Annotated in this window: 17 protein-coding genes; 16 read left to right on the plus strand and 1 reads right to left on the minus strand. The window is 36.8% G+C overall.

The genetic code is table 11. The annotated features are described in order from the left end of the window. Window positions 1–113: 113 nt before the first annotated feature. On the plus strand, window positions 114–2183 hold the full coding sequence (locus CACET_RS01540; protein ID WP_044826144.1) for a methyl-accepting chemotaxis protein: 2070 nt from the start codon (window positions 114–116) through the stop codon (window positions 2181–2183). A 56-nt stretch (window positions 2184–2239) separates the two neighbouring features. On the opposite strand, the gene CACET_RS01545 is transcribed toward CACET_RS01540, so the two are convergent. Next, window positions 2240–2686, minus strand: a complete 447-nt coding sequence (locus CACET_RS01545) for a YaaR family protein (RefSeq protein WP_052661549.1) — start codon at window positions 2684–2686, stop codon at window positions 2240–2242. A 274-nt stretch (window positions 2687–2960) separates the two neighbouring features. Here CACET_RS01545 and CACET_RS01550 point away from each other — a divergent pair, with 274 nt between their 5' ends. The 15 genes from CACET_RS01550 to CACET_RS01620 all read left to right on the plus strand — a co-directional run bounded on the left by CACET_RS01550 (window position 2961) and on the right by CACET_RS01620 (window position 24664). Further along, the gene (locus CACET_RS01550; protein ID WP_044826146.1) at window positions 2961–6491 is read left to right on the plus strand and encodes a DUF6240 domain-containing protein; all 3531 of its coding nucleotides are present in this window, start codon (window positions 2961–2963) and stop codon (window positions 6489–6491) included. Between the two features lie 10 nt (window positions 6492–6501). Beyond that, window positions 6502–6789, plus strand: a complete 288-nt coding sequence (locus CACET_RS01555) for an EscU/YscU/HrcU family type III secretion system export apparatus switch protein (RefSeq protein ID WP_044826147.1) — start codon at window positions 6502–6504, stop codon at window positions 6787–6789. A 213-nt stretch (window positions 6790–7002) separates the two neighbouring features. Then, window positions 7003–9042, plus strand: a complete 2040-nt coding sequence (locus CACET_RS21050) for a flagellin N-terminal helical domain-containing protein (protein ID WP_044826148.1) — start codon at window positions 7003–7005, stop codon at window positions 9040–9042. A gap of 199 nt (window positions 9043–9241) precedes the next feature. Then, window positions 9242–9715 (plus strand): flagellar export chaperone FliS, encoded by a 474-nt coding sequence (locus tag CACET_RS19330; RefSeq protein WP_052661550.1) that lies wholly within the window; start codon window positions 9242–9244, stop codon window positions 9713–9715. Window positions 9716–10029: 314 nt separating this feature from the next. Continuing rightward, the gene (locus tag CACET_RS01570; RefSeq protein WP_044826149.1) at window positions 10030–11310 is read left to right on the plus strand and encodes a chloride channel protein; all 1281 of its coding nucleotides are present in this window, start codon (window positions 10030–10032) and stop codon (window positions 11308–11310) included. A 121-nt stretch (window positions 11311–11431) separates the two neighbouring features. Then, a complete protein-coding gene (locus CACET_RS01575) occupies window positions 11432–13600 on the plus strand; it encodes a Tex family protein (RefSeq protein ID WP_044826150.1) in 2169 nt (722 codons plus the stop codon). A gap of 42 nt (window positions 13601–13642) precedes the next feature. Then, window positions 13643–15484, plus strand: a complete 1842-nt coding sequence (locus tag CACET_RS01580) for a histidine kinase dimerization/phosphoacceptor domain -containing protein (RefSeq protein ID WP_044826151.1) — start codon at window positions 13643–13645, stop codon at window positions 15482–15484. A gap of 90 nt (window positions 15485–15574) precedes the next feature. Further along, on the plus strand, window positions 15575–16165 hold the full coding sequence (locus CACET_RS01585) for an ANTAR domain-containing response regulator (RefSeq protein WP_044826152.1): 591 nt from the start codon (window positions 15575–15577) through the stop codon (window positions 16163–16165). 587 nt (window positions 16166–16752) lie between these two features. Then, window positions 16753–17724 carry an ABC transporter substrate-binding protein gene (locus CACET_RS01590; RefSeq protein WP_044826153.1) on the plus strand — a complete coding sequence of 324 codons (972 nt, stop codon included), beginning with the start codon at window positions 16753–16755 and terminating at the stop codon, window positions 17722–17724. A 162-nt stretch (window positions 17725–17886) separates the two neighbouring features. Continuing rightward, window positions 17887–19413 (plus strand): sugar ABC transporter ATP-binding protein, encoded by a 1527-nt coding sequence (locus CACET_RS01595; RefSeq protein ID WP_044826154.1) that lies wholly within the window; start codon window positions 17887–17889, stop codon window positions 19411–19413. Next, entirely contained in the window at window positions 19385–20374 is a 990-nt protein-coding gene (locus CACET_RS01600) for an ABC transporter permease (RefSeq protein ID WP_052661551.1), read from the plus strand. The genes CACET_RS01595 and CACET_RS01600 overlap by 29 nt, the downstream gene beginning before the upstream one ends. A 62-nt stretch (window positions 20375–20436) precedes the next feature. Continuing rightward, on the plus strand, window positions 20437–21513 hold the full coding sequence (locus CACET_RS01605; protein WP_044826155.1) for an alcohol dehydrogenase catalytic domain-containing protein: 1077 nt from the start codon (window positions 20437–20439) through the stop codon (window positions 21511–21513). Window positions 21514–21534: 21 nt separating this feature from the next. After that, window positions 21535–23073: an FGGY-family carbohydrate kinase gene (locus tag CACET_RS01610; protein ID WP_044826156.1), complete on the plus strand. Its 1539-nt coding sequence runs from the start codon at window positions 21535–21537 to the stop codon at window positions 23071–23073. Between the two features lie 36 nt (window positions 23074–23109). Further along, the gene (locus CACET_RS01615) at window positions 23110–23799 is read left to right on the plus strand and encodes an L-ribulose-5-phosphate 4-epimerase (protein WP_044826157.1); all 690 of its coding nucleotides are present in this window, start codon (window positions 23110–23112) and stop codon (window positions 23797–23799) included. A gap of 16 nt (window positions 23800–23815) precedes the next feature. Beyond that, window positions 23816–24664, plus strand: coding sequence for a Cof-type HAD-IIB family hydrolase (locus CACET_RS01620; RefSeq protein ID WP_048407516.1), 849 nt, complete (start codon window positions 23816–23818; stop codon window positions 24662–24664). Window positions 24665–24674: the final 10 nt, after the last annotated feature.

Below are 24674 nucleotides of genomic sequence, written 5' to 3' on the forward strand. Positions count from 1 at the left end.
TTTTTTTATTAAAATCTATATAGAAGTTTTAAAAAATTGAAGGAATTTTTTCATTTATGTCAAATTATACTAAAATGATTTGACATAATATTTTGTCAAAAGGGGGGATTAGAATGGAGAAGACCATAATAGAAGAAGAGAGAAAAATAGAAAAGGTGTTAGAGGATGTTAAAGGTAATGGAAAGAGATACCAAGGAATCAGTATAAAGAAACAATTGATCCTCATTGTTTCAATGATACTGTTGATATCGATTTTAACCATTACTTTCTTCAATTATTATATGGAATCCAAAAAGGTAATTGCATCAGCAGAAAACACCAATCAGATGATGGGGGAATCCATTGCAGCACAAATTGATCTTTATATGAAGAGTACTGTAGATATGGTACAAATGATTGGCAGCTCTCAAAATTTTACGAGGTTAACGGATAGTGAAATTTACTCAGCTATTAATTATTATGCCTATCAATATGAAGACCTAACAGCTTTTTTGTATGTTGATATGGAGGGAAATATATTGGCCTCCAGCGGTGGGGTAGCTCGAAGAAATGTTTCGGGGGAAGCATGGTTTAAAGCTGCTACTGAAGGACAAACCTATATTAGTCAATCTATGGAGGACGAAAGAACTGGTATGCCGGTAATGATGATCACGATACCCATCAGAGCCGACAGAGTGGGAATCATTTCTGGAGCATTGGGGGTATTTGTTAATTTCCATGCCATCAATGAAATTGTAGAGAAAGTAAGAATAGGAGAAACAGGATATGCCTATGTACTAGATGCTCAGGGTTATGTAGTAGGTCATGGAATAGATGCAACAGAGTATGTTAGCAGGAGATGGAATGTTGCAGGAGAATCTTCTGAAGCCGTAAAGAAAATAGCCCTAGAAGAAGAGGCGGTTGCCTATGGTGATAATCGATATGGTCAGTCCGCCATGATGGTGGCATCTACTATAGAAAAAAATGGTTGGAGGGTTATTGTAGAGCAAGAGCTCAGTGAAATTACAGCAGAAACTCGGCAAATATTACAATTTAATCTAACCGTAGCTTTCATTTTCATCCTCATAGCTTTAGCAATGGTATTACTATTTGCTAACATATTTACAAAACCTATATTGAACCTAGTTGAAGGTGCACAAAAAATAAAGGATGGGAACTTAGGTTATAGAATTAAAGTGACACAAAAGAACGAAATTGGAGAGCTGGAATCTGCCTTTAATGAAATGGCGGAGTCAATTGCAGGAATTATAAATCATTTGAACGGTACCATTAGGGAAGTAAATCTTCTTATTCATGGATTTGGAGAAAGTGTTGATCTGGCTGAAAGAGCTTCTAGGGAAATTTCTAAGACAATAGAGTCTGTGGCTGTGGGAACCTCACAACAAATGAATCATATCCAGGAAACAACCGAATCAGTGACAGTGTTGGTACAAAATGCGAAAGAAGTAAAAAGTAGTGCTGGTGCTGTAGTGATGGCGGCTGAGGAGGCCTCTAACCTGGCTCAAGGAGGCGTAAAAAGTATTGAGGAAGTCCAGAGTACTATTCAGAAGATGATCACAGTTGCTGAAGGAACTGCTGCCATGGTGAAGGACTTAGAAGAAAATATTAAGGAAATCAACATGGCAGGACAACTTATTACAGAGATCGCTGAGCAAACGAATTTGTTGGCACTGAACGCTGCTATAGAGGCGGCTAGAGCAGGGGAACATGGCAGAGGCTTTAGTGTTGTAGCAGAGGAGGTTAGAAAGTTAGCGGAAGCATCTAGAAGTGCGTCAGGAGAAATTATTGATTTAATTACTAGAATTAAAGGAGAGACAGAAAAGGTGGTGTTGGCTACAGAAGAAAGCATCACTGGTGTAGAAAAAGGAAGCTGCATCATTGACAGCACAGCTATATCCTTCAAAGATATTCTAAAGGATACTTATAGGGTATCGGAATCTATGCAGGGATTATCCATTAACATAACAAACATGTTCCAAAGGGTAGAGGAAGTAAAGGATAAGATTGAAGAAGTAGGGGGCATTTCTGCAACGACTGCCACGAGATCCCAGGAGGTACTGGCCAGCGTTGAAGAACAGGAGGCGTCCCTTCATGAAATCACCTCCTCTACAGAAAATTTAGGAAATATGATGCAGGAATTACATGAGACTTCTAGACAATTTACTACTGATGAGACAGCTTAAAGTTTTTCAGATAACAGTACACATATAAAATATAAAAGCCCACATTACTGTGGGCTTTACATAAATGTATCGAATAACATTCCTCGTATATCATCCAATCTTTTTAGTACATTAATCCGATCTACTTCTTGTGTTAAAAAATCCTTGGTTAAATCCTCCAGTTCTCTATCTACCTTTTTTACAATACAATAAACTCTATGACGCCCTCTGCGGTCTAAGAAGTTTTGCTTAGAAAATTTGTGGGAATTTTTTACTGCTACATCTAAAAATTCTCTTACTAAATTTTTATAACGGACCACTTCACTTAAATGCAACTTTTCACCGATTTTTTCTGATTGTTTTACAATCTTACCATACAGGTCTTCGAGATGTTCTCGTACATGTTGAGATTGAATTTCTTGAAACTTTGAGATAAACTGACTGGCCTTGATGTCAGGTTTTTTGTTTTGAGATTCCAATTTATTTAACATTTCATTGATATGAATAGGGCTAATTTTATCCATAAAATTTCCTCCAGTGATTATCCAGTAAAAGCTATTAAGTACATTTTACAACAAAAATCAAATTTATACCATTATATATTCTATCGGCAGGTAAATAAAAAACATTAATTGAGTTATCATAGACTTTAATTTAATGCTAATGATTGTATTATAAAAGTTTTATTGCAACTGACATATCTGCAAATTTTCACTGCTGGCTACATGTTGCATTTAGACTAAAGGAAAAACATGAAAATGACGATAAAGTAAACAGAAGGTAAAAGGCGGTGACAGGATGAACAGTAGTATTTTTCAAAAATTAACCATGGGGATACGTCAACAACAGTATGGTAAAGGTAACGAATCCTTTAAAATCAAAGGCACTTTAGTAAGTAGAGAGGAAAATCGTATTACCCTTCACCTAGGTGACCAGAAGATGCTGGAGGTACAGTTGAAGGGGGGCATTGAAGGAAACATAGGGGATACTGTTGTTGTAGATAAAAAAGATTTCATAAAATCTAAACTATACGATGAATCTGATACAAAAGTCCTAGAGGAAGTCTCTGAAGAAAAAGCCGAAGTAGAATTATTAAAAAAACTAGATGTTCCCATAACTGAAGTCACAAAAAATGCTCTGACAGCTTTAGAAAAACATGGTTTGAAAATTTCTAAAGAGAATCTTCAAGCTTTTGTTAGTGCTAAAGAGCATTTAGAACAGGTGGTAGAGGGACTAGATTATGATACAGCTATTAAGCTTTTGAAAAAAGATGTAGATATTTCAGAAGAAGCATTACAGAACTTAGCTATGGGCATACAGGAGGTTAAAGGAGAAAAAGAAGGTTTTTCCTTGCTAAAGCTGTTTAAAAGAAAAAAGGAATTATCTACAGAGGATGCAGAAAAAATTTCCATGAGGCTTTATGGCAATAAAATGGGTAAAGACGTTATAGATGTAATGAGGGCTTTGCATAAAGCAGAGATGGATATTACAAAGAAAAATATTCATCGAATTCACGATGTCATCAGGAAAGTAGATGATCTTCAGAATATAAAAGAAGAAACCATCATTGACGCTGTGAAAAATAAAATTGATGCCACTGTAGACTATCTGTATAAATTAAAAAATGCCGTAGTAAAGGGAAACGTTCAGCCACAAAAACCTGTAACAAAGGCTGTTACTAATCTTTATGAGGCTACCTCCTATAGAAACTCTCGGGTGAGTGAAAAAGACTTAAGGACAATGGAGGAGGATATTAAGGAACTTTTAGCAAGAGAAGAAGTGAAAGTAACAGAAGAAATAGTAAGACTTTCTAAAGATTTTGTTAAAGCCGGAGTAGATCTTACAAAGACGAATATTGAAAAGGTACAACAAATTAAAGAAGCCATTCAAGAGCTGAAGGCTCATCTTAACTATGATAAAACAGCGGAACTTTTAAGTAAGGGTATAGAGGTGGAAAAAGCAGAGATTACAGAGCTACTAAGACAAATGAAGATATCTGAAAAAGAACCACTGACAAAAAATCTGTTAAGTAAGTTGGAAAAGTTGGAGCAGATAGAAAACGAAAAACTGATAGAGCTTATCAAAGAAGAAAAGTCCATTAATATCAAAACATTGATGGAACTAGTAGATAAGAGAGGAGAAGTTCCAGAGATATCCAAATCATCGGAAGACTTGGGGGTCTCAAGGATTTCAACAAGCGAAGCAAGGGTAGTGATGGATACTAGTCTAAGGTTAGCGAAGCTGTTAAATCACTTAAAGGACTTAAGTTTTGACACAGTAGCTTTTCAGATGAACAACAAACTGCCTATGACCTTAAAAACCTTATCCACCAGTCAAGAATTGCTAGCGGTTAGAGAAGAGGTACAAAAGCTATCAGAAGAAGACAGCTTGCATGGAAAGGAAGTAGAAAAACTACAGGAAAAAAGCCAAGGACTAACCAAAAATCTACAGCAGTATATGAAGGAAGCAGTAAAGCTGCCTAAAATTGCAGTGGGAAGTACGATAGACACTATTAGAAACTTTATAGAAAAAAGTGGGGAAAAGTTTGGTTTAACAGTAGAAACAAGGAACATAGAAGCAGTACAAGCTTTACTGAAAAACAGTATACCTCTTAACAGAGAAAATATAGCAAAACTTTATGAAACAAATCTTCATGTGGAAAACATCACAGAAAATCTTACTACTGCTGTGGTAGATAGAAGTTTACAAGAGGGTTTAAAGTTAGAGGAACTGGAGGTAAAGGATTTAGCAGAATATGCAGAAAAGCAAGCCATCAAGGAAAACTTGCCTGAGAAAGCAGTACAGCAAGTGGAAACAGAAGCAGCAAAAGAGATAAGCGAAATAGCACAGGAAGCTATGAGAGAAGGATCCATAGAGAGTGACAAGGAACTTCAAGATATAAAAGCTAAAGGCGTTGAACTGGAAGAAATGATATCGGAGAAAGCTTTTGATGCGGGGGAAGAGGCTATAGTAAAACCAGAGATAAAAACCTTTAGCTTAGGTTTGCAAAGGTTGGAGATGTTAGAAAAGCTTGAAAAAATAGAGACAAGTACATTGGTTTTTCAAATGAAAAATCAACTTCCTATAACTATAGAAGCCTTAGAGTTAAGTCAAAAGCTTCTACAGGGAGAGCAGGTAAGCACAGAGATGCTAGAAGGAATTCAACTGCAGTTTCCAGAGGAACTTTCCTTAGGAACGGACATCATCATCAAAAACTATCTAAAAGAAAATGCTTCCCAATTAGGATCTGTAGCAGAGGACAAAAATATTAAAGAAATTATCAGAAGCCTCCTTGCAAATAATTTATCCTTAAACAAGTCAAACTTACAAAGTGTGCATCAATTACAAAAACACCTGACAACCATTAAAGAAGGAATGACAACAGATCTACTTGAAAAGATAGAACAAAAAGAAATGGCCTTAGAGAAAACACCGATAAAGGTACTACGAGACTTTGTAGAGCAGGAAACCTCTCCAAAGCTATTGCAGGAGGGTGGCATCTTTAAAGGTGAAGCATTAAAAGGGTTGCTGCAAAGTATGGAGAACATCACTTACCAGCAGAAAGACAGTATTCTTTCTTTGCTCTTAAAAAATGCTATGCCTATCACATTAAAGGAAGTACAAAATCTTTCCTTCTTTTTAGGCAATCAACAGCAAATAGGAAGTCAGATGAAGGAAATTTTAGAGATGACTGAAAAAAGCTCTAGGAGAGAAATAAAGGAGATTGCTCATAAAATGAGAGAACTGCTTCAAGGGGTAGATGAAACTCTAAAGGTTGGGAAAGTGGAGGGCAATAGGCCTTATGAGGAGTTTGGAAGACTCTTGAAGCAACTGGAAACAAAGGCTTATCTGCTAGATGAGGAAACGAAGATATCCCTGCAGAAAACAGGAGGAAAGCTTTTAGATTCTTTAGAGATTCAAATGAATTTAAACAAAGAAGATACAGTGCTGCAACTGCCTGTAATGATGGGAGATCAACTAAAAAATCTTCAAATTTATGTTATGAAGGATAAAAAAGGCAGTAAAAAAATTGATCCTAGAGATATGTCTATTCTTCTAAACTTTGACACCAATACAATGGGGAACGTGAATGTATATGTAGGCGTAAATTACAAAAGAGTTGTTATGAAGATGGGACTCAACCGCCAAGAGGATCAACAGCTGGTGACAAAACATGAAAATCAGTTGAAGGAGCTTTTACAGGAAATGGGTTATGAACTCAAGGATTTAAGTTTTAGAGTAGAAGAACAACAACACATTTTAACAATGGCGGATGAAATCAATGCTACAGAAAAAAGAAAGAAAAACCTACTGGACGTAAAGATATAGAGGTGTAGTGATGAGAAAAAATCAACTTAAAAAAGCTGTAGCACTACAGTACGACATAGAAAAAGACCGAGTTCCCAAGATTACTGCCGCTGGTAAAGGATATGTTGCTGAAAAAATAATACAAAGAGCAAAAGAAAATGAAGTTCAAGTGTATGAGGACGAAAGGCTGGTGAAGGAGTTGATACAATTTAAAGTGGGTACAGAAATACCACCGGAGCTTTATGAAATTGTAGCACAGGTACTGGTTTTTGTAGAGGGTATTGATAAGGAAAAGGCTGAAAAAGCTAGAATGCAGTAAATGAAGTTGAAGAATCTTAAGTGCAAGGAAAATAAGTACACTTAAGCACAAAGATGTATAATTATTAGGCAATGTTGAGAATAATTTTGTAAAAAAATTAAAGAAAATGAAAGAATAGGACGATAAATGTAATGAGAGTTAAAAGAAATAGTTAAGATATGTTTGGCAATTTTACATAGAGTATTATCAGAGAAAAAATGAGGAGGAATCGGGATGAGAATTAACCACAATATTCCAGCACTAAATGCCCACAGATTATTAAGTAGCAACACAAACGCTTCATCAAAGGTGTTAGAAAGACTATCATCAGGAAAGAAAATTAATAAAGCGGCAGATGATGCGGCAGGTATGGCGATTTCAGAAAAAATGAGGGCTCAGGTACGGGGTTTGAAAAAAGCATCTCAGAATACATTAGATGGTATTTCTTTGATACAAACGGCAGAGGGTGCGATGAACGAAGTACATTCCATGTTGCAGAGGATGAGGGAGCTGGCTGTACAATCTGCTAACGGGACTGTAACCGATGCTGATCGTAGAGCTATTCAAGATGAAATTAATCAGCTAACCTGTGAAGTAAATAGAATCGCCAATGGAACAGAGTTTAATACACGAAATATTTTAAGGGGAAATGAAGCGCCTAACGCTAATACGACGGTACATAGAATGAGTACAGGTGCAGCAGCTACTTTTAATACAAGTCAAGTAAATGATGTAGCAGCTGAATGGAATACTGGAAAAGTAGAGGCGTTAGGAGATGGTGGTACAGGTACTTTTTCTTTTAATGGAGTAACAGTTAACATTAATGCAGCGGCAGCGGCGGCTGGACCAACTGTTGATGCAGCTGCTAAGGTAGTTAATATTACACTAGTAAATGGTTCTACTGGAGATGCAGCAACTGCTGCAGCAATAATAAGTGCATTAAGTGCATATGAAGGTACTGCTGGTACAACAGAACTAGATGGTTTCACTTTTTCTGGTGATGTGAATGGCATTATCATTACTGGGGATGGTTCCCATGGTGTAACTAACAATAATTTAAGAATTTCAGTAACTGGTGATGTCGAAATTGCCAATACTAATATAACCACTCGTGGACAAGTTGCAGGTAAAGCTTTTGTTGACGATGCTGCAGTTGCGGCTTTAGGTGACTTAACTTCACAGCAGTTATCTATATGGATTGATGGAAAAGAAAGAGTTGTTATTTTAAACAAATTAGACGGAACAGCACTAAATGCTACAAAGGATAGTCTTTTAGAAGCTTTCAACAATGCGATGGGAGATTTAGGTCAGGCTATTTGGAATGACAATAACCAAATAGAAATAAAAACAACTTCTATTGGAGGTGGTAGCGAAGTAAAGTTAACAGGTACCACTTTAGTATTAGAAAATTTATTTGGAACATCTGATGCAGATGCTCTTAGGACTACTGGTATACCAGAAAAAGATACAGGTGAAGCAAAGGGAAGCTTCTATTTTAATGATACTCCTGAAATAGGCTCTACATTAACGATTGGTGATGAAAAAATAGAGTTTTTTGACAGTAGAGTAGGACCATATACTGGATCTAATAGACCTATTAATTTATCAAAAACTGATGGTACAACTAAAAATTTAGATGAACTTGTGGCAGAACTAGCAGACCTTGGTATTAACGGAGCTAAGTTATCCCAAGATCCAAATATAAAGGAACGATTAATTGTAACAGCGAATGATACCGGTTTTAAAGGTCAAGCCATTTTCATAGAAGGCACACCTAAAGAATTTGTCACGAATCTTCAAATTGGACCAAATCAAGGACAAGGATTTAGACTATCTGTAGGAGATATTCGAGCTCAGAAATTAGGTATCAGTGCTGCTTCGCCCGAAGGTAACACAGGGGTAAAGGGAGCTGCCTTCAGATCGATTATTGAGGTTACAGATGGTTTATCAGAAGGAGCCATAGAATATGCTATTGACGTTTCTACAGAAGAGAGAGCGACAGCTGCTATAACAGTATATGATGATGCGATTATAAAAGTAGCTAGCCTAAGGGGAGCGCTAGGGGCTATTCAAAATCGGCTAGAATACACTGCTGCGAATCTAGACAATACAACAGAAAACTTAACAGCAGCTCTATCTAGAATTGAAGATGCAGATATGGCGTTGGAAATGTCAGAGTTTACGAAGTTAAACATTTTAATGCAGGCAGGAACTGCAATGCTGGCTCAGGCTAATCAAAGGCCACAGTCTATCCTACAGCTATTAGGAAGCTAATAGGACAACCCACATAGGGGTTAACTTAAGGTAACGATGAAAATGGTTTCTCAAGCTGTCATCCTGAGGGTAGCGAAGGATCTTGAGGATGATAAACTATTGATTAAGTTACGATTAAAATATAAGATATAAATACAAAAGAGCCAGAGGTTAAAGTTGTTCTCAACTTTAACCTTAAGCTTAATTTGGGGTGAATACATTGATAGAAAAAGAATATCTTGCTAATCGTGTAGCTAATGCTAATGAAGCGGAATTAGTAGCTATATTATATGAAGGCTTAATAGATACTTTTGAAGACAATATAGATTATTTAAGAATAGGGGCTTATGGGAAGCTAAATACTAGTTCTCAAAAAGCCAGAGAGATTTTAGCAGAACTTTTATCTACAATACAGGGAAACTCACAAATTGCCAACAACCTAAAAAGTATCTATGTCTATGTAAATCAGTTGATAACAGAGGCTGAAATCAGCAAAGATGTAGAAAAACTCCAACTAGCCATCAAAGTGATTACACCACTTTATGAAGGGTGGAAGGAATTGGGTGAAAAAGAAGGAGGTCAAGGAACAAGTACACCTCCTCAAGGGCCTAAAATTGTGGCAGGTATGACCTATGGAAAAGGACAGCTAAATGACTATGTTGTCAACAACGGAAAAGAGTGGCAAAAAGGATAATAACAACATCACTTTAGTAATAAGTTTACTAAGGTGGTGTTTTTTTAATTTCAAGATCCTTCGCTATGCTCAGGATGACAAACTGAGGGGAGTCATGGGAACTGTCCCCGTGGCGTAGCGTGCTTTGACAAAAGCAGGGAAAAGTAGTAAGCTATTGAACTGGGAAAGTGCACATTTTGATAGTGTAATCGACATATATTAATTTTGCTTAAATAAGGCAGAACTGTAGAATACTAATAAAATACTGAAAAATAATAAACTAGTTCAGCTAAAGACGAACAAAAAAACTATGATAGCTGTGAGGAGTAGGATAAATGTTAAAAATATTTCAATACGTTGGAGAATATATGACAAAGTGGTTGATTGTGGCTACATTGATGGGGATTGGAGGAGGTTTGGCGGCTGTAGCTTTAAGATTTTCTATAGACTTTGTAACAGGAGTTAGTTATATGCTGCCTATGTGGATTGCCCCAGTTATAGGAGGACTTTTGGTATCTTTGTTGTATAAATGGGATAAAAACGCTGCAGGCTTTGGTACGGATAAATATATTTATGCTGTAAACAAAAAAAATAGCCCTCTACCCTTTAGGATGCTATTTAGTAAACTGATTGCTACTGCTATTACTTTAGGTTTTCAAGGCAGTGGAGGGGTGGAAGGCCCTATGTTGGTGATCGGAGGAAGTATTGCCAGCGGTATCACAAGGCTTAAAGGATGGAAAAATTATTTTTGTGACGAAGATTGCAGAATTTTAGCCATATGTGGAGCAGCTGGAGCTATCGGAGCTATTTTTCGTTCGCCTTTGGGTGGAGGGATTTTTGTCGTAGAAATACTATATAAATCTTCTTTGCACTATGCAGACCTTTTTCCTGCCATGTTATCCTCCACCATGGGATTTGTAATATATAGCATGATTGCTAAAGCTACACCGATGTTTGTTATTCCAAACTATTTGCCCAATGTATGGAATGTGCCTTCTTTTATCGTGGCAGGGATTACGGCAGGATTAGCATCCCTTTTGTTTATGGGAATTTTTCGGCAGACTAGCAACTTTTTTCAGAAATTACCATTTAAAAGTATCCATCCTGCTATAGGAGGATTGGTCACTGGTATCATTCTTATTTTCCTTCCAGATGTGGCGGCCACAGGAACCAATGTGATTCAAGATATGATTGATGGCGTTTTCCCAATAACCTTGCTGCTTTTATTACTAATTGGTAAAATTGTAGCTACTTCCTTTACGGTGACTTCAGGAGGAAGTGCTGGCTTAGTCATTCCTGCTCTTTTTATAGGTGCTGTCAGTGGCAATTTCATTTCAGCGGCTATAGGAGATGGGGGCGTTGGATTATCGGCTTCTTTGGTAATTACAGGTATGGCGGCCAGTTTGGCATCCGTTGCCAATGTCCCTATTGCAGCGGCTATTATGTTGGTGGAGATGGTGGGATTAAAACTAGGGGTACCTGCTACACTAGGTAGTATTATAGGCTATGCCCTAGGACATAGCCAAGTAATCTACGGGGTCACTTCTCCAGACCATTGGCAGTTTGAAGAGGTAAAACAATGGAGAAAAAATGATATTAATAAAAAAGATCACTAATAAAGGAAGAGTGCTGAGACCTTAAAAGAAAAATAAGGATAAAATAAAGGAATTAGAAATAACTAAGAAGAATAATAAAAAGAAGAAAGACTTTAAAATAAAATTAGGAGAGATTACGAGAATGAAGCTAATAAATCAGTTGGCAAAAGAGTTTAATATTAAAACCAGTCAAGTTGAAGAAACTATAAAGTTGATAGATGAAGGCAATACCATACCTTTTATTGCAAGATATAGAAAGGAAATGACGGGAGGGCTAAGTGATGAGGTTCTAAGGGACTTACACGAGCGACTTGTATATTTAAGAAACTTGGAATCAAGAAAAGAAGAAGTAATAAGATTGATTGATGAACAGGGAAAGCTGACAGAAGAATTAAAAAAGGAAATATTGACGGCGGAGGTGCTTCAAAAAATTGAAGACTTGTACAGGCCCTTTAGACCTAAGAGAAGGACCAGGGCTACGGTTGCAAAGGAAAAAGGTTTAGAGCCTCTGGCAGAGGTAATCTTAACACAGGAAATTTCACATGGAACAATTGAAGACATAGCCCAGCCCTTCATTAATGAGGCATTAGAAGTCATGAGTATTGAAGATGCTATAAATGGGGCTAAGGATATTATCGCTGAAATTATATCAGATGATGCCCAATATAGAGAAAAAATAAGAGAGATGAACTTAAGAAAAGCTGTGATTCATAGCGAAGCGGTAGATAAAGAAGAGAAAACAGTTTATGAGATGTACTATGGTTTTAGTGAAGGGGTAAATAAGATAGCCAACCATAGAATCTTAGCTTTGAATAGAGGAGAAAAAGAAAAAAAGTTAAAGGCAAAACTGCTAAGCCCAGAAGAAGAAGTGATGACATACTTAATAGAAGAGGTGATTGCCAACAAGAAAGGTATCACTGTACCAGTAATAAAGGAAGCCATCGAAGATGCATATAAGCGTTTAATAGCTCCCTCTATGGAAAGGGAAATCAGAAACATTCTTACAGAAAGAGCGGAAGAAGAAGCAATAAAGGTTTTCGGAAAAAACACTAAGCCACTGCTTTTAATTCCTCCAGTGAAGGATATGAGGGTTTTAGCCATAGACCCAAGCTATAGGACAGGATGCAAGATTGCTGTACTAGATGAAACAGGAAAGCTATTGGACTATACTACTATTTATCCCAATGCACCTCAAAATAAGGTAGAAGAAGCGAAAAAAGTATTAAAGGAACTTATAGATAAATATAAAATCGATATCATACCAATAGGAAATGGTACTGCCTCTAGGGAAACTGAGTTTCTTGTAGCGGAGCTTATAAAAGAAATTGATCAGAAGGTATATTATACCATTGTAAGTGAAGCAGGTGCATCTGTATATTCAGCTTCTAAGCTGGCGACAGAAGAGTATCCCGACATAGATGTATCTATCCGAGGTGCTATTTCTATAGGACGTAGACTACAGGATCCGCTGGCAGAACTAGTGAAAATTGACCCTAAGAGTATTGGTGTAGGGCAGTATCAGCATGATTTAAATCAAAGTAAGCTGGGAGAAACGTTGAAAAATGTGGTTGAAGATTGTGTAAATAGTGTAGGCGTAGATTTAAATACAGCTACCCCCTCTTTGCTACAATATGTAGCGGGGATTTCCTCTACTGTTGCTAAAAATGTTGTACAGTATAGAGAAGAGAACGGGAAGTTTAGCAATAGACTTCAACTAAAAAAGGTTAAAAGACTAGGAGATAAAGTGTTCCAGCAGTGTGCAGGCTTCTTAAGAATCTCTCATGGAGATAATCCCCTAGATAATACTGCTGTTCATCCTGAATCTTATGAAACCACAATGAAGTTGATAAAAAAGCTAGGGTATAGCAAAGAAGATATACAGGCAGGCAAGCTTAGAAGTATTGAAGAAAAAATATCAGAGGGGAACACTAAATTAAAAGATTTGGCAGAGGAGTTAGAAGTAGGACTACCTACTTTAAAGGATATTATCCAAGAAATAAAAAAGCCCGGTAGAGACCCAAGAGAGGAAATGCCCAAGCCTATCTTTAGGAGTGATGTTCTAAAGATGGAGGATTTAAAGGTAGATATGGTTATGACCGGTACAGTAAGAAATGTTGTTGATTTTGGTGCTTTTGTAGACATCGGGGTAAAGCAGGATGGTCTTGTGCACGTTTCTGAATTAAGCAACAAGTTTGTGAAAAACCCAATGGAGATAATTTCTGTAGGAGATGAGGTAGAGGTAAAAATTATTGGTTTAGATGTAGAACGAGGAAAGATTTCTCTTAGTATAAAGCAGGTGCAAAATCTATAAAGAAGGGTTGATTTTAAGGCTACTTGGAGGGGGGCATAGATTTTGTCTGAATTTATTTATCAAATTAAGAATCTAACATATCATAATTCAGATGGATATATAGATAATATAAACTTAAATTTAGGCTTTAAACAGGTACATGTCTTAATAGTAAAAAACAGCTCTGAACAAAGTGTTTTTATACATTCTTTAAAGGCATTTGAAGAAGATATTCAAGGAAAGATACTGTTTAAAGGCAAAAGAATGGATGGAAGTTTACTTAATAAAAGTGATATAGTATTTTTACATCAAAAACCAGTATTGGTAAACAACCTTTCAGTAGCTGAGAATCTTTCTTTAACCAATATACCCAAAAGAAAAATTTTCCCTTTGATTAACTGGAAAAAGCTTAAGAAAACCGCTCAAGAAACTTTAGATCGGCTGAACTTTGAACTGAACCATAATACAAAGGTGGGTAATTTATCAAGAGAAAATAAAAAAATTGTATATATAGCTCAAGTGTTTATGAAGAATCCACAGGTGATTATTATGCACGAACCTACGGAAGGACTATCAGCACACAATGTTTCTAAGTTATATAGAATCATCCAAGACTATAAAGAAAATGGCGGCAGCGTTATTTACATTACAAAACAGTGGGAAGAGGCTTTGAAGCTTGGGGATCAGATTTCAGTCTTATCAAAGGGAAGCATTAGCGGAGAGCTTTCGGCAGACATGGCAAAAAAAGATCCTCAAACACTGTTGAATATATTAGAGGACTATAAATATAAAGGAAGTCGTGAAGATAAAGACGAAGGTACTCAGAGTGTTTTGGATGCAGTTTTTAAGGCAGCAGAATTTTTAACATCAGAATATGAACTCAAGGATGTTTTACGGCTATTGGCAAAGGAAGTAACCAAAGTCATGAATGCAGATGGATGTGTGATTGATTTAATTGATGAAAGTACTAGTACAATTATAGACACCTTAGAGTTTAAAACCAGAAAAGAATTTCAAACTCAGCTAAAGAAAGAAGCTATCATAAAGATAGCACAGCAAGGTGATATCTATTATTCCAACCAACAGGACAGGGTGTTTAACTCTTTGTTTGAAAAAATGAATGACATCAAGACGATTATTTGTATTCCAGTTTTGATTAGATCTCAAATAACAGGCATCATTCAGATTTATTATGAAGACTTTTATGTTTATTCCAAAGAGGAGTCTAAGTATTTATCAGCTTTTGCAAGACATGCAGCTATAGCTATTGAGAGTACAAGGTTAATGGGACGGTCAGCTTTATTGCAGGAGAGTCACCACCGGATTAAGAACAATCTTCAATCCATTGTAGGTTTAATTTCTTTACAAAAGAGGTTTATTGATAAAAATCCTCAAAAATCTATAGATGACATATTAGACAACATTACTTCACGGGTGAAAAGCATAGCTGCTGTTCATGATCTTTTATCTAGGGATAAATTAGGGAGAAGTATTATTAATGTAAAAAAAATCATTGAAGTTATTGTGGATTTTATTAATATTGATACTAAAATAGCTATTTACTTAGACTTAGATAACATATTTATTCCTTATAGTAAAGCTTCATCTATAGCTTTAATCATCAATGAGTTGGTGTTGAACTGTTTGAAGCATGCTTTTTTAGGAAGGGATACGGGAACAATTCATATTCAATGTAAACGTTTCAATGAAGATGTTTTCTTGTTAGTTAAAGACAATGGTGTAGGTTTGGCAGAAAAATTTGATTTAAGCAAATTAGACAGCTTAGGACTATCTATTGTACATGCCATTGTTACCAATGAATTTCATGGTAAAATGGACTTTAATAATGAAGATGGGACCGAAGTTAAAATTACGCTGCCGGATCAGAAAATTCTTTTAAAGTGATCAAGTGCCACAAGATCAAACAATTATGAAAGGATTAGAATTAAGTAATGACCTAAGAGGCACTGTATGTTGTGAATTGGAGGGGAAAATATGGGAAAACCATTGAGAATTTTGGTGGCTGAAGACGAGTATTTATGTCTAATGGGCTTAAAGTCTAACATTGAAGAATTAGGTCATCAAGTAGTAGCAGAAGCTACTGATGGTATGAAGGCTGTGGAGCTAGCTATAGAAAAAAAGCCTGACCTTGTGATCATGGACATTAATATGCCTATCTTAGACGGTATTGAAGCAATTAAGAAGATGAACGAAGTATTATTTATTCCTAGTATCATCGTAAGTGGCTATCATGATGAAAATCTTATTAAAAGAGCTACCAAAGAAGGTGTGCTTTATTATTTGATAAAGCCGATTGATATAAGAGATATCAAAGTAGCAATAAACATCACTTTAGCTAGATTTGAGGAATTTACAAAGCTGCAGGATGAGCTTAAGGATACAAAAAAAGCTTTGGAAGCTCGAAAGTATATTGAGAGGGCGAAGGGGATTTTGATGGATCGTATGGATTTAAAGGAGCCGGAAGCCATGAAAAGATTACAAAAAATGAGTAGAGATCATAATAAAAAGTTAGTAGAAGTAGCTAAAGAAGTTATTGAAGCGGATAAGCTTTTTGAATTTGAGTAGTATTTCATCTTAAATAAAAGCAGATACAATTTATAAACGGAGTCAATATATATCGTTAAATAAAAAACGAAACTTGACTACCAAATACAAAAATATTATAATAAATACAAAGTTACTGAAAATTTGAAAAGTTAACTTACATGAATAGTTATATGCTTATGGATGGCATAGACTTACTTAAATCATGTTTTACGCTATTGGATTTTGGATGAAAGTATACTACAATAAAATATATTAGGAATTTTATGTCTACGGTTGATATAGGATTTCTTTAAGGCTATGGGTGCCTTGTTTGCGTATTGCTTTAGGTTTATATAATTGCTATACGTATAATGAGGTACCCTTTTTTGTCTTTTTTAAGAAAGCCCCAATAAGATACAAGGGTACAAGATAATATATAGATAGAAAACAGTAGATAACCAGAAAAATAAAGCAAGTTTGAGAGGGGGTTTTTGAGAAATCTAAAAGTTCTTTAAAACACGATATAGAACAAGGGGGTGAGGGTGTCTGATCATAGAGGGTAATATGTTTTGTAGATGAGGAAATCGTTTCGAAATTGAATAAAATTAGAAAAGGGGAGAAATTCAATGAGTAAGAAGTCGATTGCTTTATTATTAGTATTACTTATGTCAATTATGGTATTTGCTATAGGATGTAGCGGGGGAAATGTAGATGTAGATGGGGACGCTGAAGCAGGTGAAAATGCAGGGGGTACAGGTGAGCAGTTAGTAATTGGTATGGCTTTTCAAGATATGAACAATCCATACTTTATAACAATGCATGAGGCATTTGAAGAGGCGGCAAAGTCAATAGGAGCTAGAGCTATTGTTACTGATGCACGTCATGATGTAGGTAAACAAACAAATGACATAGAAGATATGATTCAGCAGGGAATTGATATTCTGTTATTAAACCCAGCTGATAGTGCAGGGATAGAGACAGCAGTTATTGCTGCTAAAAATGCAGGGATTATTGTTGTAGCAGTTGATGCACAAGCCAATGGACCGATTGATTCTTTTGTAGGTTCTAGAAACTATGATGCAGGTTACTTAGCAGGTAAAAAGATGGCAGAAGACTTAGGGGGAACAGGGAAAGTAGCGATTCTTGATGGTATTCCAGTTGTACCTATCTTAGAGAGGGTTGCTGGTTTTAAGGATGCTGTTGCTGAATACCCAGGGATTGAAATTGTAGATACCCAAAATGGTAGACAAGAAAGAAGTGTGGCTATGGATGTTACAGAGAACATGTTGCAGGCACATGCTGACCTAGATGCCATCTTCAGCGTAAATGATGGGGGAGCATTAGGTACTCTTGCAGCTATTGAAGCTTCTGGACGTGATGTATGGATTTATAGTGTAGATGGACATCCAGAAGTAATCGAAGCTATCTTAGAAGACGGTGTTTTCAAAGCTACTACTGCTCAATTCCCACGTGACCAAGTAAGAATTGGACTTGGAATGGCTTTAGCTAAACTATGGGGAGCTGAAGTTGTACCAGAAGTAGTACCTATCGATGTTGAGTTACAAACCATCGAGAATGCTGGAGGATTTAGCTGGTAATATATTTCTTTGACTTCAGTTTTAATATGCGGGGCCTAGTGTTTCAGGAAGCATGATTCGTATATTAAAATTTATAGACATACTTTAATATATTGAAGCGCTCCAACAAAAAGGAGCGCTTCAATAAACACAGTGGGGCTCATAGAAAGGAAAGTGATATAAGTGGATAAGATTTTAGAAATTCAAAATATAACTAGAGAATTTCCTGGAGTTCGAGCACTTAATGGTGTAAGTTTTGATATAAGACGGGGGGAAGTGCATGCCTTAGTAGGAGAAAATGGTGCTGGTAAGTCAACTTTAATGAAGATTTTATCAGGTGTTTATAGACCTACTACCGGCAGAATCTTATTCAATGGTCAAGAAGTTAATTTTACAAATCCAAAACAAGCACAACAGCTGGGAATCAGTATTATTCATCAAGAGTTTAGTTTAATTCCCTACCTAAGTGCTGTTGAAAACATTTTTTTAGGTCGAGAACTTAAAAAAAGCGGCGGACTTTTAGATAAAAAAAGAATGAAAAAAGAGGCAAGTGAGGTACTGGAAAGATTAAATGCAGAGATTGATTTAGACAAACCAGTGGCTAGATTGAGTGTTGCTAATCAACAATTTATTGAAATTGCTAAGGCGATTGCCATAGATACAAAGATATTGATTTTTGATGAACCTACAGCCAGTTTAACGGGTAATGAAATAGATAAGTTATTTGAATTAATAGCTACGCTTAAAGAAAATGGTGTGACGATGATTTATATTTCCCATCATCTAGATGAGATTTTTAAAATTGCGGATCGGATGACCTGCTTAAGAGATGGTGAATGGGTTGCAACAAAGGATATAACAGAATGCACAAAGCAAGATATTGTAAAAATGATGGTAGGAAGAGAGATCATTAATAGTTTTCCACAGAAACCCTCATGGGAAAATAAAGAAGCTGATATTTTGCTGGAAGTGAAAAAGCTGAAAAACAGCATCGTTAATGATGTAAGCTTTCACCTAAAAAAGGGAGAAATTTTAGGGATTGCTGGATTGGTGGGGGCAGGAAGAACAGAAACCATAAGAGCATTAATTGGTGCTGATGGTGTAGAAGAAAAGGAAGTTTATTTAAAAGGAAAAAAGGTAGAGATTAAGTCTCCTGCTGAAGCCTTAGATCATGGCATTGGCTTGATTCCAGAGAGTAGAAAGACCCAAGGATTAGTTTTAGATATGTGCGTTAAAAACAATATTACACTGTCCATATTGAAAAAGATTGCAGGCAATTATGGCTTTATTAATAAAAAGAAGGAACAAAGTCTTGTTGAAGAATCCATCGAAAACCTACTGATAAAGACACCTCACATGAGGCAAAAGGTGAAGAATTTAAGTGGAGGTAATCAACAAAAAGTAGTGTTAGCAAAATGGTTAAGTACTGAATGTGAAATACTAATTTTCGACGAACCTACCCGGGGAATTGATGTGGGAGCAAAAGAAGAAATTTATAAATTAATACGCAATCTAGCAGATAAAGGGATTTCAATTATTATGATTTCCTCTGAACTACCAGAGGTGCTTGGAATGAGCGATAGGATTGTTGTTATGTACAAAGGAAAAGTGATATCAGAAATTGACGGAACAACAGCTACTTCAGAAGAAGTGATGTATTATGCAACAGGAGGTGTTGGCAATGAGTCAAATCAATACTCAAAAAACTGAAACGAAAAATAATAAGCCTTCTTCAAAGCTGAAGGAATTATTTGAAAATCAAGAAATGCTAACTTTGGTGGGGTTCTTAGGTTTATGTATATTTATGGCTATCATCAGTGAGCAATTTTTAACCACATCTAATTTAGTAAACGTAGCAAGACAAGTATCTATTAATGGAATTTTAGCTGTAGGAATGACCTTTGTCATTTTAACTGGCGGCATTGATCTTTCTGTTGGTTCAGTGATGGCCTTTACAGGCACCATTATGGCGGGCATGATGATTAACTCTGGCTTACCTCCTACAGTGGCAGTGATTATTGGTATTGCACTTGGTGCTTTTATTGGGTATCTAAACGGTATTTTTGTAGCCTATGCTAAGATCCCCGCCATCATTGTTACGCTGGCTATGATGGAGATTCCAAGAGGATTGGCTTTATTATATACAGGAGGATATCCCTTGTCTGGTTTACCAAGATCCTTTGCTTTTATAGGAAGAGGATATATTTTAGGTATTCCTATGCCTGTAGTGATTATGATCATTGTTTATATTTTAGCTTATGTGATTCTAAATCATTTACCACTGGGAAGATATATTTATGCTATCGGAGGAAATGAAGAAGCAGTTCGTTTATCAGGTGTTAAGGTAAAGAGATATAAGATTATAGCTTACCTTATAAGCGGATTTACTGCTAGTATTAGTGGTATTATTTTAACCTCTAGGCTTATGTCTGGTCAGCCAATGGCAGGGGTGGGATTTGAATTGGATGCTATCGCAGCGGTTGTACTGGGAGGAACAGATATTGCTGGTGGCCGTGGACATATACTAGGAACTTTATTAGGAGCCCTGTTGATGGGGGTTTTAAGTAATGGTTTAAACCTTATGGGGGTATCTCCTTATGTTCAGAGGGTTTTCAAGGGATTAATTATTCTTGTGGCAATCTATTATAGTACTAGACGAAAGTCAGACTAAAATTTCTATATAAGCAGCTAAAAGCAACTATAAATAAACTATTTATAAGGGGAGAGGATGTTATGACAAATTTATCAGGTAAAATGAAGGCTGTTGTATGCTATGGTCCAGAGGACTATCGAGTAGAAGAGGTTCCCGTACCAAAGATCGGGAAGGAAGAAGTGCTAATTAAAGTTGAAGCTTGTGGCGTTTGCGGTAGTGATGTAAAGGCTTACTATGGTTCTGATATGTACTGGGCTGGGGAAGATCCTTGGCTAAAGGCTCCAGTTATACCTGGACATGAATTTTATGGTGTGGTTGTAGAGCTGGGAGAAGGTGCAGCAGAAAAATTTGAGTTAAAAGTGGGTGACAGGGTAACAGCAGATCAAATTAATCCCTGCGGCAAATGTCGTTTTTGTCAAACAGGAAAATATTGGATGTGCGAAGTACATAATATCTATGGTTTCCAAAAAGATGTTGCTGAAGGTGCAATGGCAGAATATATGAAATTCAGTAGCACATCAAAGATTCATAAAATTACTGATGGTGTCACACCAGAGGAAGCCAGCTTAATTGAACCAATGGGCTGTGCAATTCATACAGTACAAAGAGCCAATATTGAGTTTGAAGATGTGGTGGTTATGGCTGGTGCAGGAACTTTAGGCTTATGTATGATACAGTTAATTGCCTTAAAAACTCCGAAAAAGCTGATTGTATTGGATGTAAATGAAAAAAGGTTAGAAATGGCTAAAAAGTTTGGCGCAGATATTTGTATCAATCCTAAGGAAGAAGATGCGGTTAAAAAGGTTAAGGAACTAACTGACGGATATGGATGCGATGTATATATCGAAGCAACTGGTTCTCCTATAGGGGTAACGCAAGGGCTGGAGATGGTGAGAAAACTAGGAAGATTTATAGAGTTTAGTGTATTTGGTAAAGAGACTACCACCGACTGGAGTGTGATTGGGGATAGAAAGGAACTAGATATAAGAGGCTCTCACTTATCTCCATATACCTATCCGATTGCCATAGATTTGTTTGAGCGTAAGCTAGTGACTGCTGAGGGAATTGTTACACATAGTTACAAACTAGAAGATTTTGTAGAAGCTTTCCAAAAGGCTCAAATGCCAGATGCTATAAAGGTTTTATTAAAACCATAACGGGATAAAGGAGTTGAAAAGATGGCGTATCTAATCGGAGTAGATATAGGAACTCAAGGTACAAAGGCTGTTTTAATAAATCCATCAGGTAAGGTTTTAGCCCATAGCTACAGAGGTTATGATGTTGAAACGCCAAAGCCTTCATGGGCGCAGCAATGGCCAGAACCATGGGAGGAGGCTACTTGCGCTACCATCAAGGAAGTCGTGGAGAAATCTAAGGTTGGAGCAGAGAATATCAAAGGGGTAGCTATAAGTAGTTTATACGGAGGATCTGGCATCCCTGTGGATCAGGACATGAAACCATTGGCTCCCTGCTTAATCTGGATGGATCGACGGGCAGAAGCGGAAGTAAAGTGGGTAGAAGAGAATATTGATCTTGATGAACTCTTTCAAGTAACTGGAAACTCTGTAAATTCTTACTTCGGCTTTACTAAAATCTTGTGGATGAAGAATAACCTAGATATCTGGGACAAAATACAATACTTCCTGCCTCCAGCACCTTATCTAGTTTATAAGCTCACTGGAGAGGTGGCTGTAGACTATTCTTCAGCAGGAAATATTGGAGGGGTATTCAACCTAAAGGAAAGAACATGGTCTAAGGATATGATAGAAAAACTAGGTATTCCTTTAGAATTTTTTCCTCAACGTCTGGTAGAATGTACCGAAATTGTTGGAGGAATTACAAAGGAGGCGGCTATAAAAACTGGCTTGAAGGTGGACACACCAGTAATCTGTGGTGGTGTGGATGCACCTGTGGCTACTTTAGGTGCAGGTGCCTTCAGTGAAGGAAATCATGTGGCTATGACAGGGACCTCCATGTGCTGGGGCTTTATTACCAATAAGCCGAACCTTTCTCCAAAGCTAGTAAGTATGCCCCATACGATTGATTCAAAGGAGATTATCTATACCTTTGGAGGTGCAGCTACTGCTGGAGCTGTGGTGCGATGGTTTAGAGATATCTTCGGGGCTCAGGAAATGGCGGCAGAGGAGAGTCTAGGTATTAATGCTTATACACTGCTAGAATTAAAGGCCAAGGATGTACCTGCTGGGTCAGAAGGTTTATTAGTACTTCCCTATTTCATGGGGGAACGAAGTCCAATATGGGATAGCAATGCCAGAGGTACGATTCTTGGATTAAGTTTATTTCATAACAAAGCCCATCTATATAAAGCCTTTATGGAGGGTGTGGCTTATTCTTTACGGCATAACATGGAAATGGTAGCCGAAACCGATGCAGTACTAGACCGAGAAACGATTCTTGTTGGAGGAGGTTCAAAATCTACGATTTGGCCGCAAATTTATGCTGATGTTACAGGACGTCCTGTAAGAATCATAAAAAATGATGTAGAGGCTCCCTTAGGAGACGCACTATTAGCAGGATTGGCTACTGGTGTTATTAAGGACCCGGGAGTGATAACTACATGGTTGGATTTTGAAGATACCATTGAACCCAATTTGGAAAACACCAAAAAGTATGATAAGTACTATGAACAATATAAGCAGGTATATCTAAACTTAAAAGAAAATATGATGGCCCTTAATCAAATAGGGAAAGAGTAAAGTTTTATTTCATGCTTAGTTAAGGAGGGTCAAGGATTGTTAAAAAAATTGAAGGAACAAGTATTACAAGGGAACTTAGAGCTGCCAAAACGCAACCTTGTCACCTATACTTGGGGCAATGTAAGCGGGATTGATAGGGATAAAGGACTGGTTGTTATTAAACCCAGTGGTGTGCCTTACGAAGAAATGACATTGAAGGATCTTGTTGTGGTAGATTTGGAGGGAAATCAGGTGGAAGGAGATATGAAACCTTCCTCTGATACCCCTACCCACTTAGTACTTTACAAAGCTTTTCCTGACATTGGGGGTGTAGTGCATACCCATTCTCATTGGAGCACAGTTTGGGCTCAGATGGGAAAAGGGGTTCCGGTCTTAGGGACGACCCATGCCGACTACTTTTATGGTGAAATACCCTGTACAAGAAAAATGACATTACAGGAAATAGAAGGAGACTATGAAGAAGAAACAGGAAAGGTAATTATTGAAAAACTTATAGACAAAAATCCTAATTATTTTCCTGGAGTACTTGTAAAAAACCACGGTCCCTTCTCTTGGGGGAAAGATCCTCAAAAGGCAGTGGAGAATGCAGTAATTATGGAAGAAATAGCTAAGTTAGCTTATTATACATTATCTTTTTCACCAGATACTGAAGCCATCAGCGATGGTCTATTAGATAAACACTTCCTAAGAAAACATGGAAAAAATGCTTACTATGGACAGGGATGAATTAGGAGTGAACAATATGAAGTATAAGTTAGTAGTACTTGATATGGATGGAACACTACTGGATGATCATCATCAAGTATCGGAAAAAAATAAAAGAATCATCCAGCACTTCAGTAAAGAAGGAATACAATTTATTTTGGCCAGTGGCAGACCTTATGCATCTTTATATCCTTATGTAAAAGATTTGGGCTTACAGTTACCTGTGATTGCTGCCAACGGTGCTGTAGTAAAATGCCCTTTAACCAATAAAACTCATTACGCATCTGTTGTTCCTTTAGAATTAGCACAGGAAATTTTAAATTATGGTAAAGCCTATGGGTATTCCATTAGCTGCTATTTCGAAGACGAAGTTATTACCTTTGATGAAGAGATGGTTAAGGTACACTGGGAGCTTGAAAAGCTTAAAGCTAAAATGATGGATAAGTTTTCAGTAGAAAAGGCTCCAAACAAGATCATTTACTCTGCTGCACCTCGAAGGATTGAAGAGGCTTTTAAATTCTTGGCAAATGAATACGCTGAAAGATTATATATCACTTGCTCTGCAGATATTTATCTAGATGTAATGAACTTAGGAACATCTAAAGGAAAGGCTTTAAGCTATATAATGCATCAAATGAATATATCTTCCAGTGAAGTAATGGTGATAGGAAATAACTTTAATGATTTAGCGATGTTTGAGGTGGCAGGCTTGGCTGTGGCGATGGACAATTCACCGGAGGAAGTAAAGCATCAAAGTGGTTTTGTTACCAAATCTAATACAGAAGACGGTGTTGCTTACGCATTAGAAAAGTTAATTACAAGCGATTCTCCCCCCTTTATAGTACCCGGTTTGTCTTTAGACAAATCGGGTATATTATTTTTATAACCAATAGGAA

It is taken from the genome of Clostridium aceticum (genome assembly GCF_001042715.1).
Classification (GTDB): Bacteria; Bacillota; Clostridia; order Peptostreptococcales; family Natronincolaceae; genus Andreesenella; species Andreesenella acetica.

What these genes read in the sequence shown, in the direction of transcription:
- CACET_RS21050 (WP_044826148.1), top strand. Translation starts at nt 7,003, where the DNA reads ATGAGAATTAACCACAATATTCCAGCACTAAATGCCCACAGATTATTA.
- CACET_RS01585 (WP_044826152.1), top strand. Translation starts at nt 15,575, where the DNA reads ATGGGAAAACCATTGAGAATTTTGGTGGCTGAAGACGAGTATTTATGT.
- CACET_RS01600 (WP_052661551.1), top strand. Translation starts at nt 19,385, where the DNA reads ATGAGTCAAATCAATACTCAAAAAACTGAAACGAAAAATAATAAGCCT.
- CACET_RS01570 (WP_044826149.1), top strand. Translation starts at nt 10,030, where the DNA reads ATGTTAAAAATATTTCAATACGTTGGAGAATATATGACAAAGTGGTTG.
- CACET_RS01540 (WP_044826144.1), top strand. Translation starts at nt 114, where the DNA reads ATGGAGAAGACCATAATAGAAGAAGAGAGAAAAATAGAAAAGGTGTTA.
- CACET_RS01590 (WP_044826153.1), top strand. Translation starts at nt 16,753, where the DNA reads ATGAGTAAGAAGTCGATTGCTTTATTATTAGTATTACTTATGTCAATT.
- CACET_RS01620 (WP_048407516.1), top strand. Translation starts at nt 23,816, where the DNA reads ATGAAGTATAAGTTAGTAGTACTTGATATGGATGGAACACTACTGGAT.
- CACET_RS01545 (WP_052661549.1), bottom strand. Translation starts at nt 2,686, where the DNA reads ATGGATAAAATTAGCCCTATTCATATCAATGAAATGTTAAATAAATTG.
- CACET_RS01550 (WP_044826146.1), top strand. Translation starts at nt 2,961, where the DNA reads ATGAACAGTAGTATTTTTCAAAAATTAACCATGGGGATACGTCAACAA.
- CACET_RS01575 (WP_044826150.1), top strand. Translation starts at nt 11,432, where the DNA reads ATGAAGCTAATAAATCAGTTGGCAAAAGAGTTTAATATTAAAACCAGT.
- CACET_RS01605 (WP_044826155.1), top strand. Translation starts at nt 20,437, where the DNA reads ATGACAAATTTATCAGGTAAAATGAAGGCTGTTGTATGCTATGGTCCA.
- CACET_RS01610 (WP_044826156.1), top strand. Translation starts at nt 21,535, where the DNA reads ATGGCGTATCTAATCGGAGTAGATATAGGAACTCAAGGTACAAAGGCT.
- CACET_RS01555 (WP_044826147.1), top strand. Translation starts at nt 6,502, where the DNA reads ATGAGAAAAAATCAACTTAAAAAAGCTGTAGCACTACAGTACGACATA.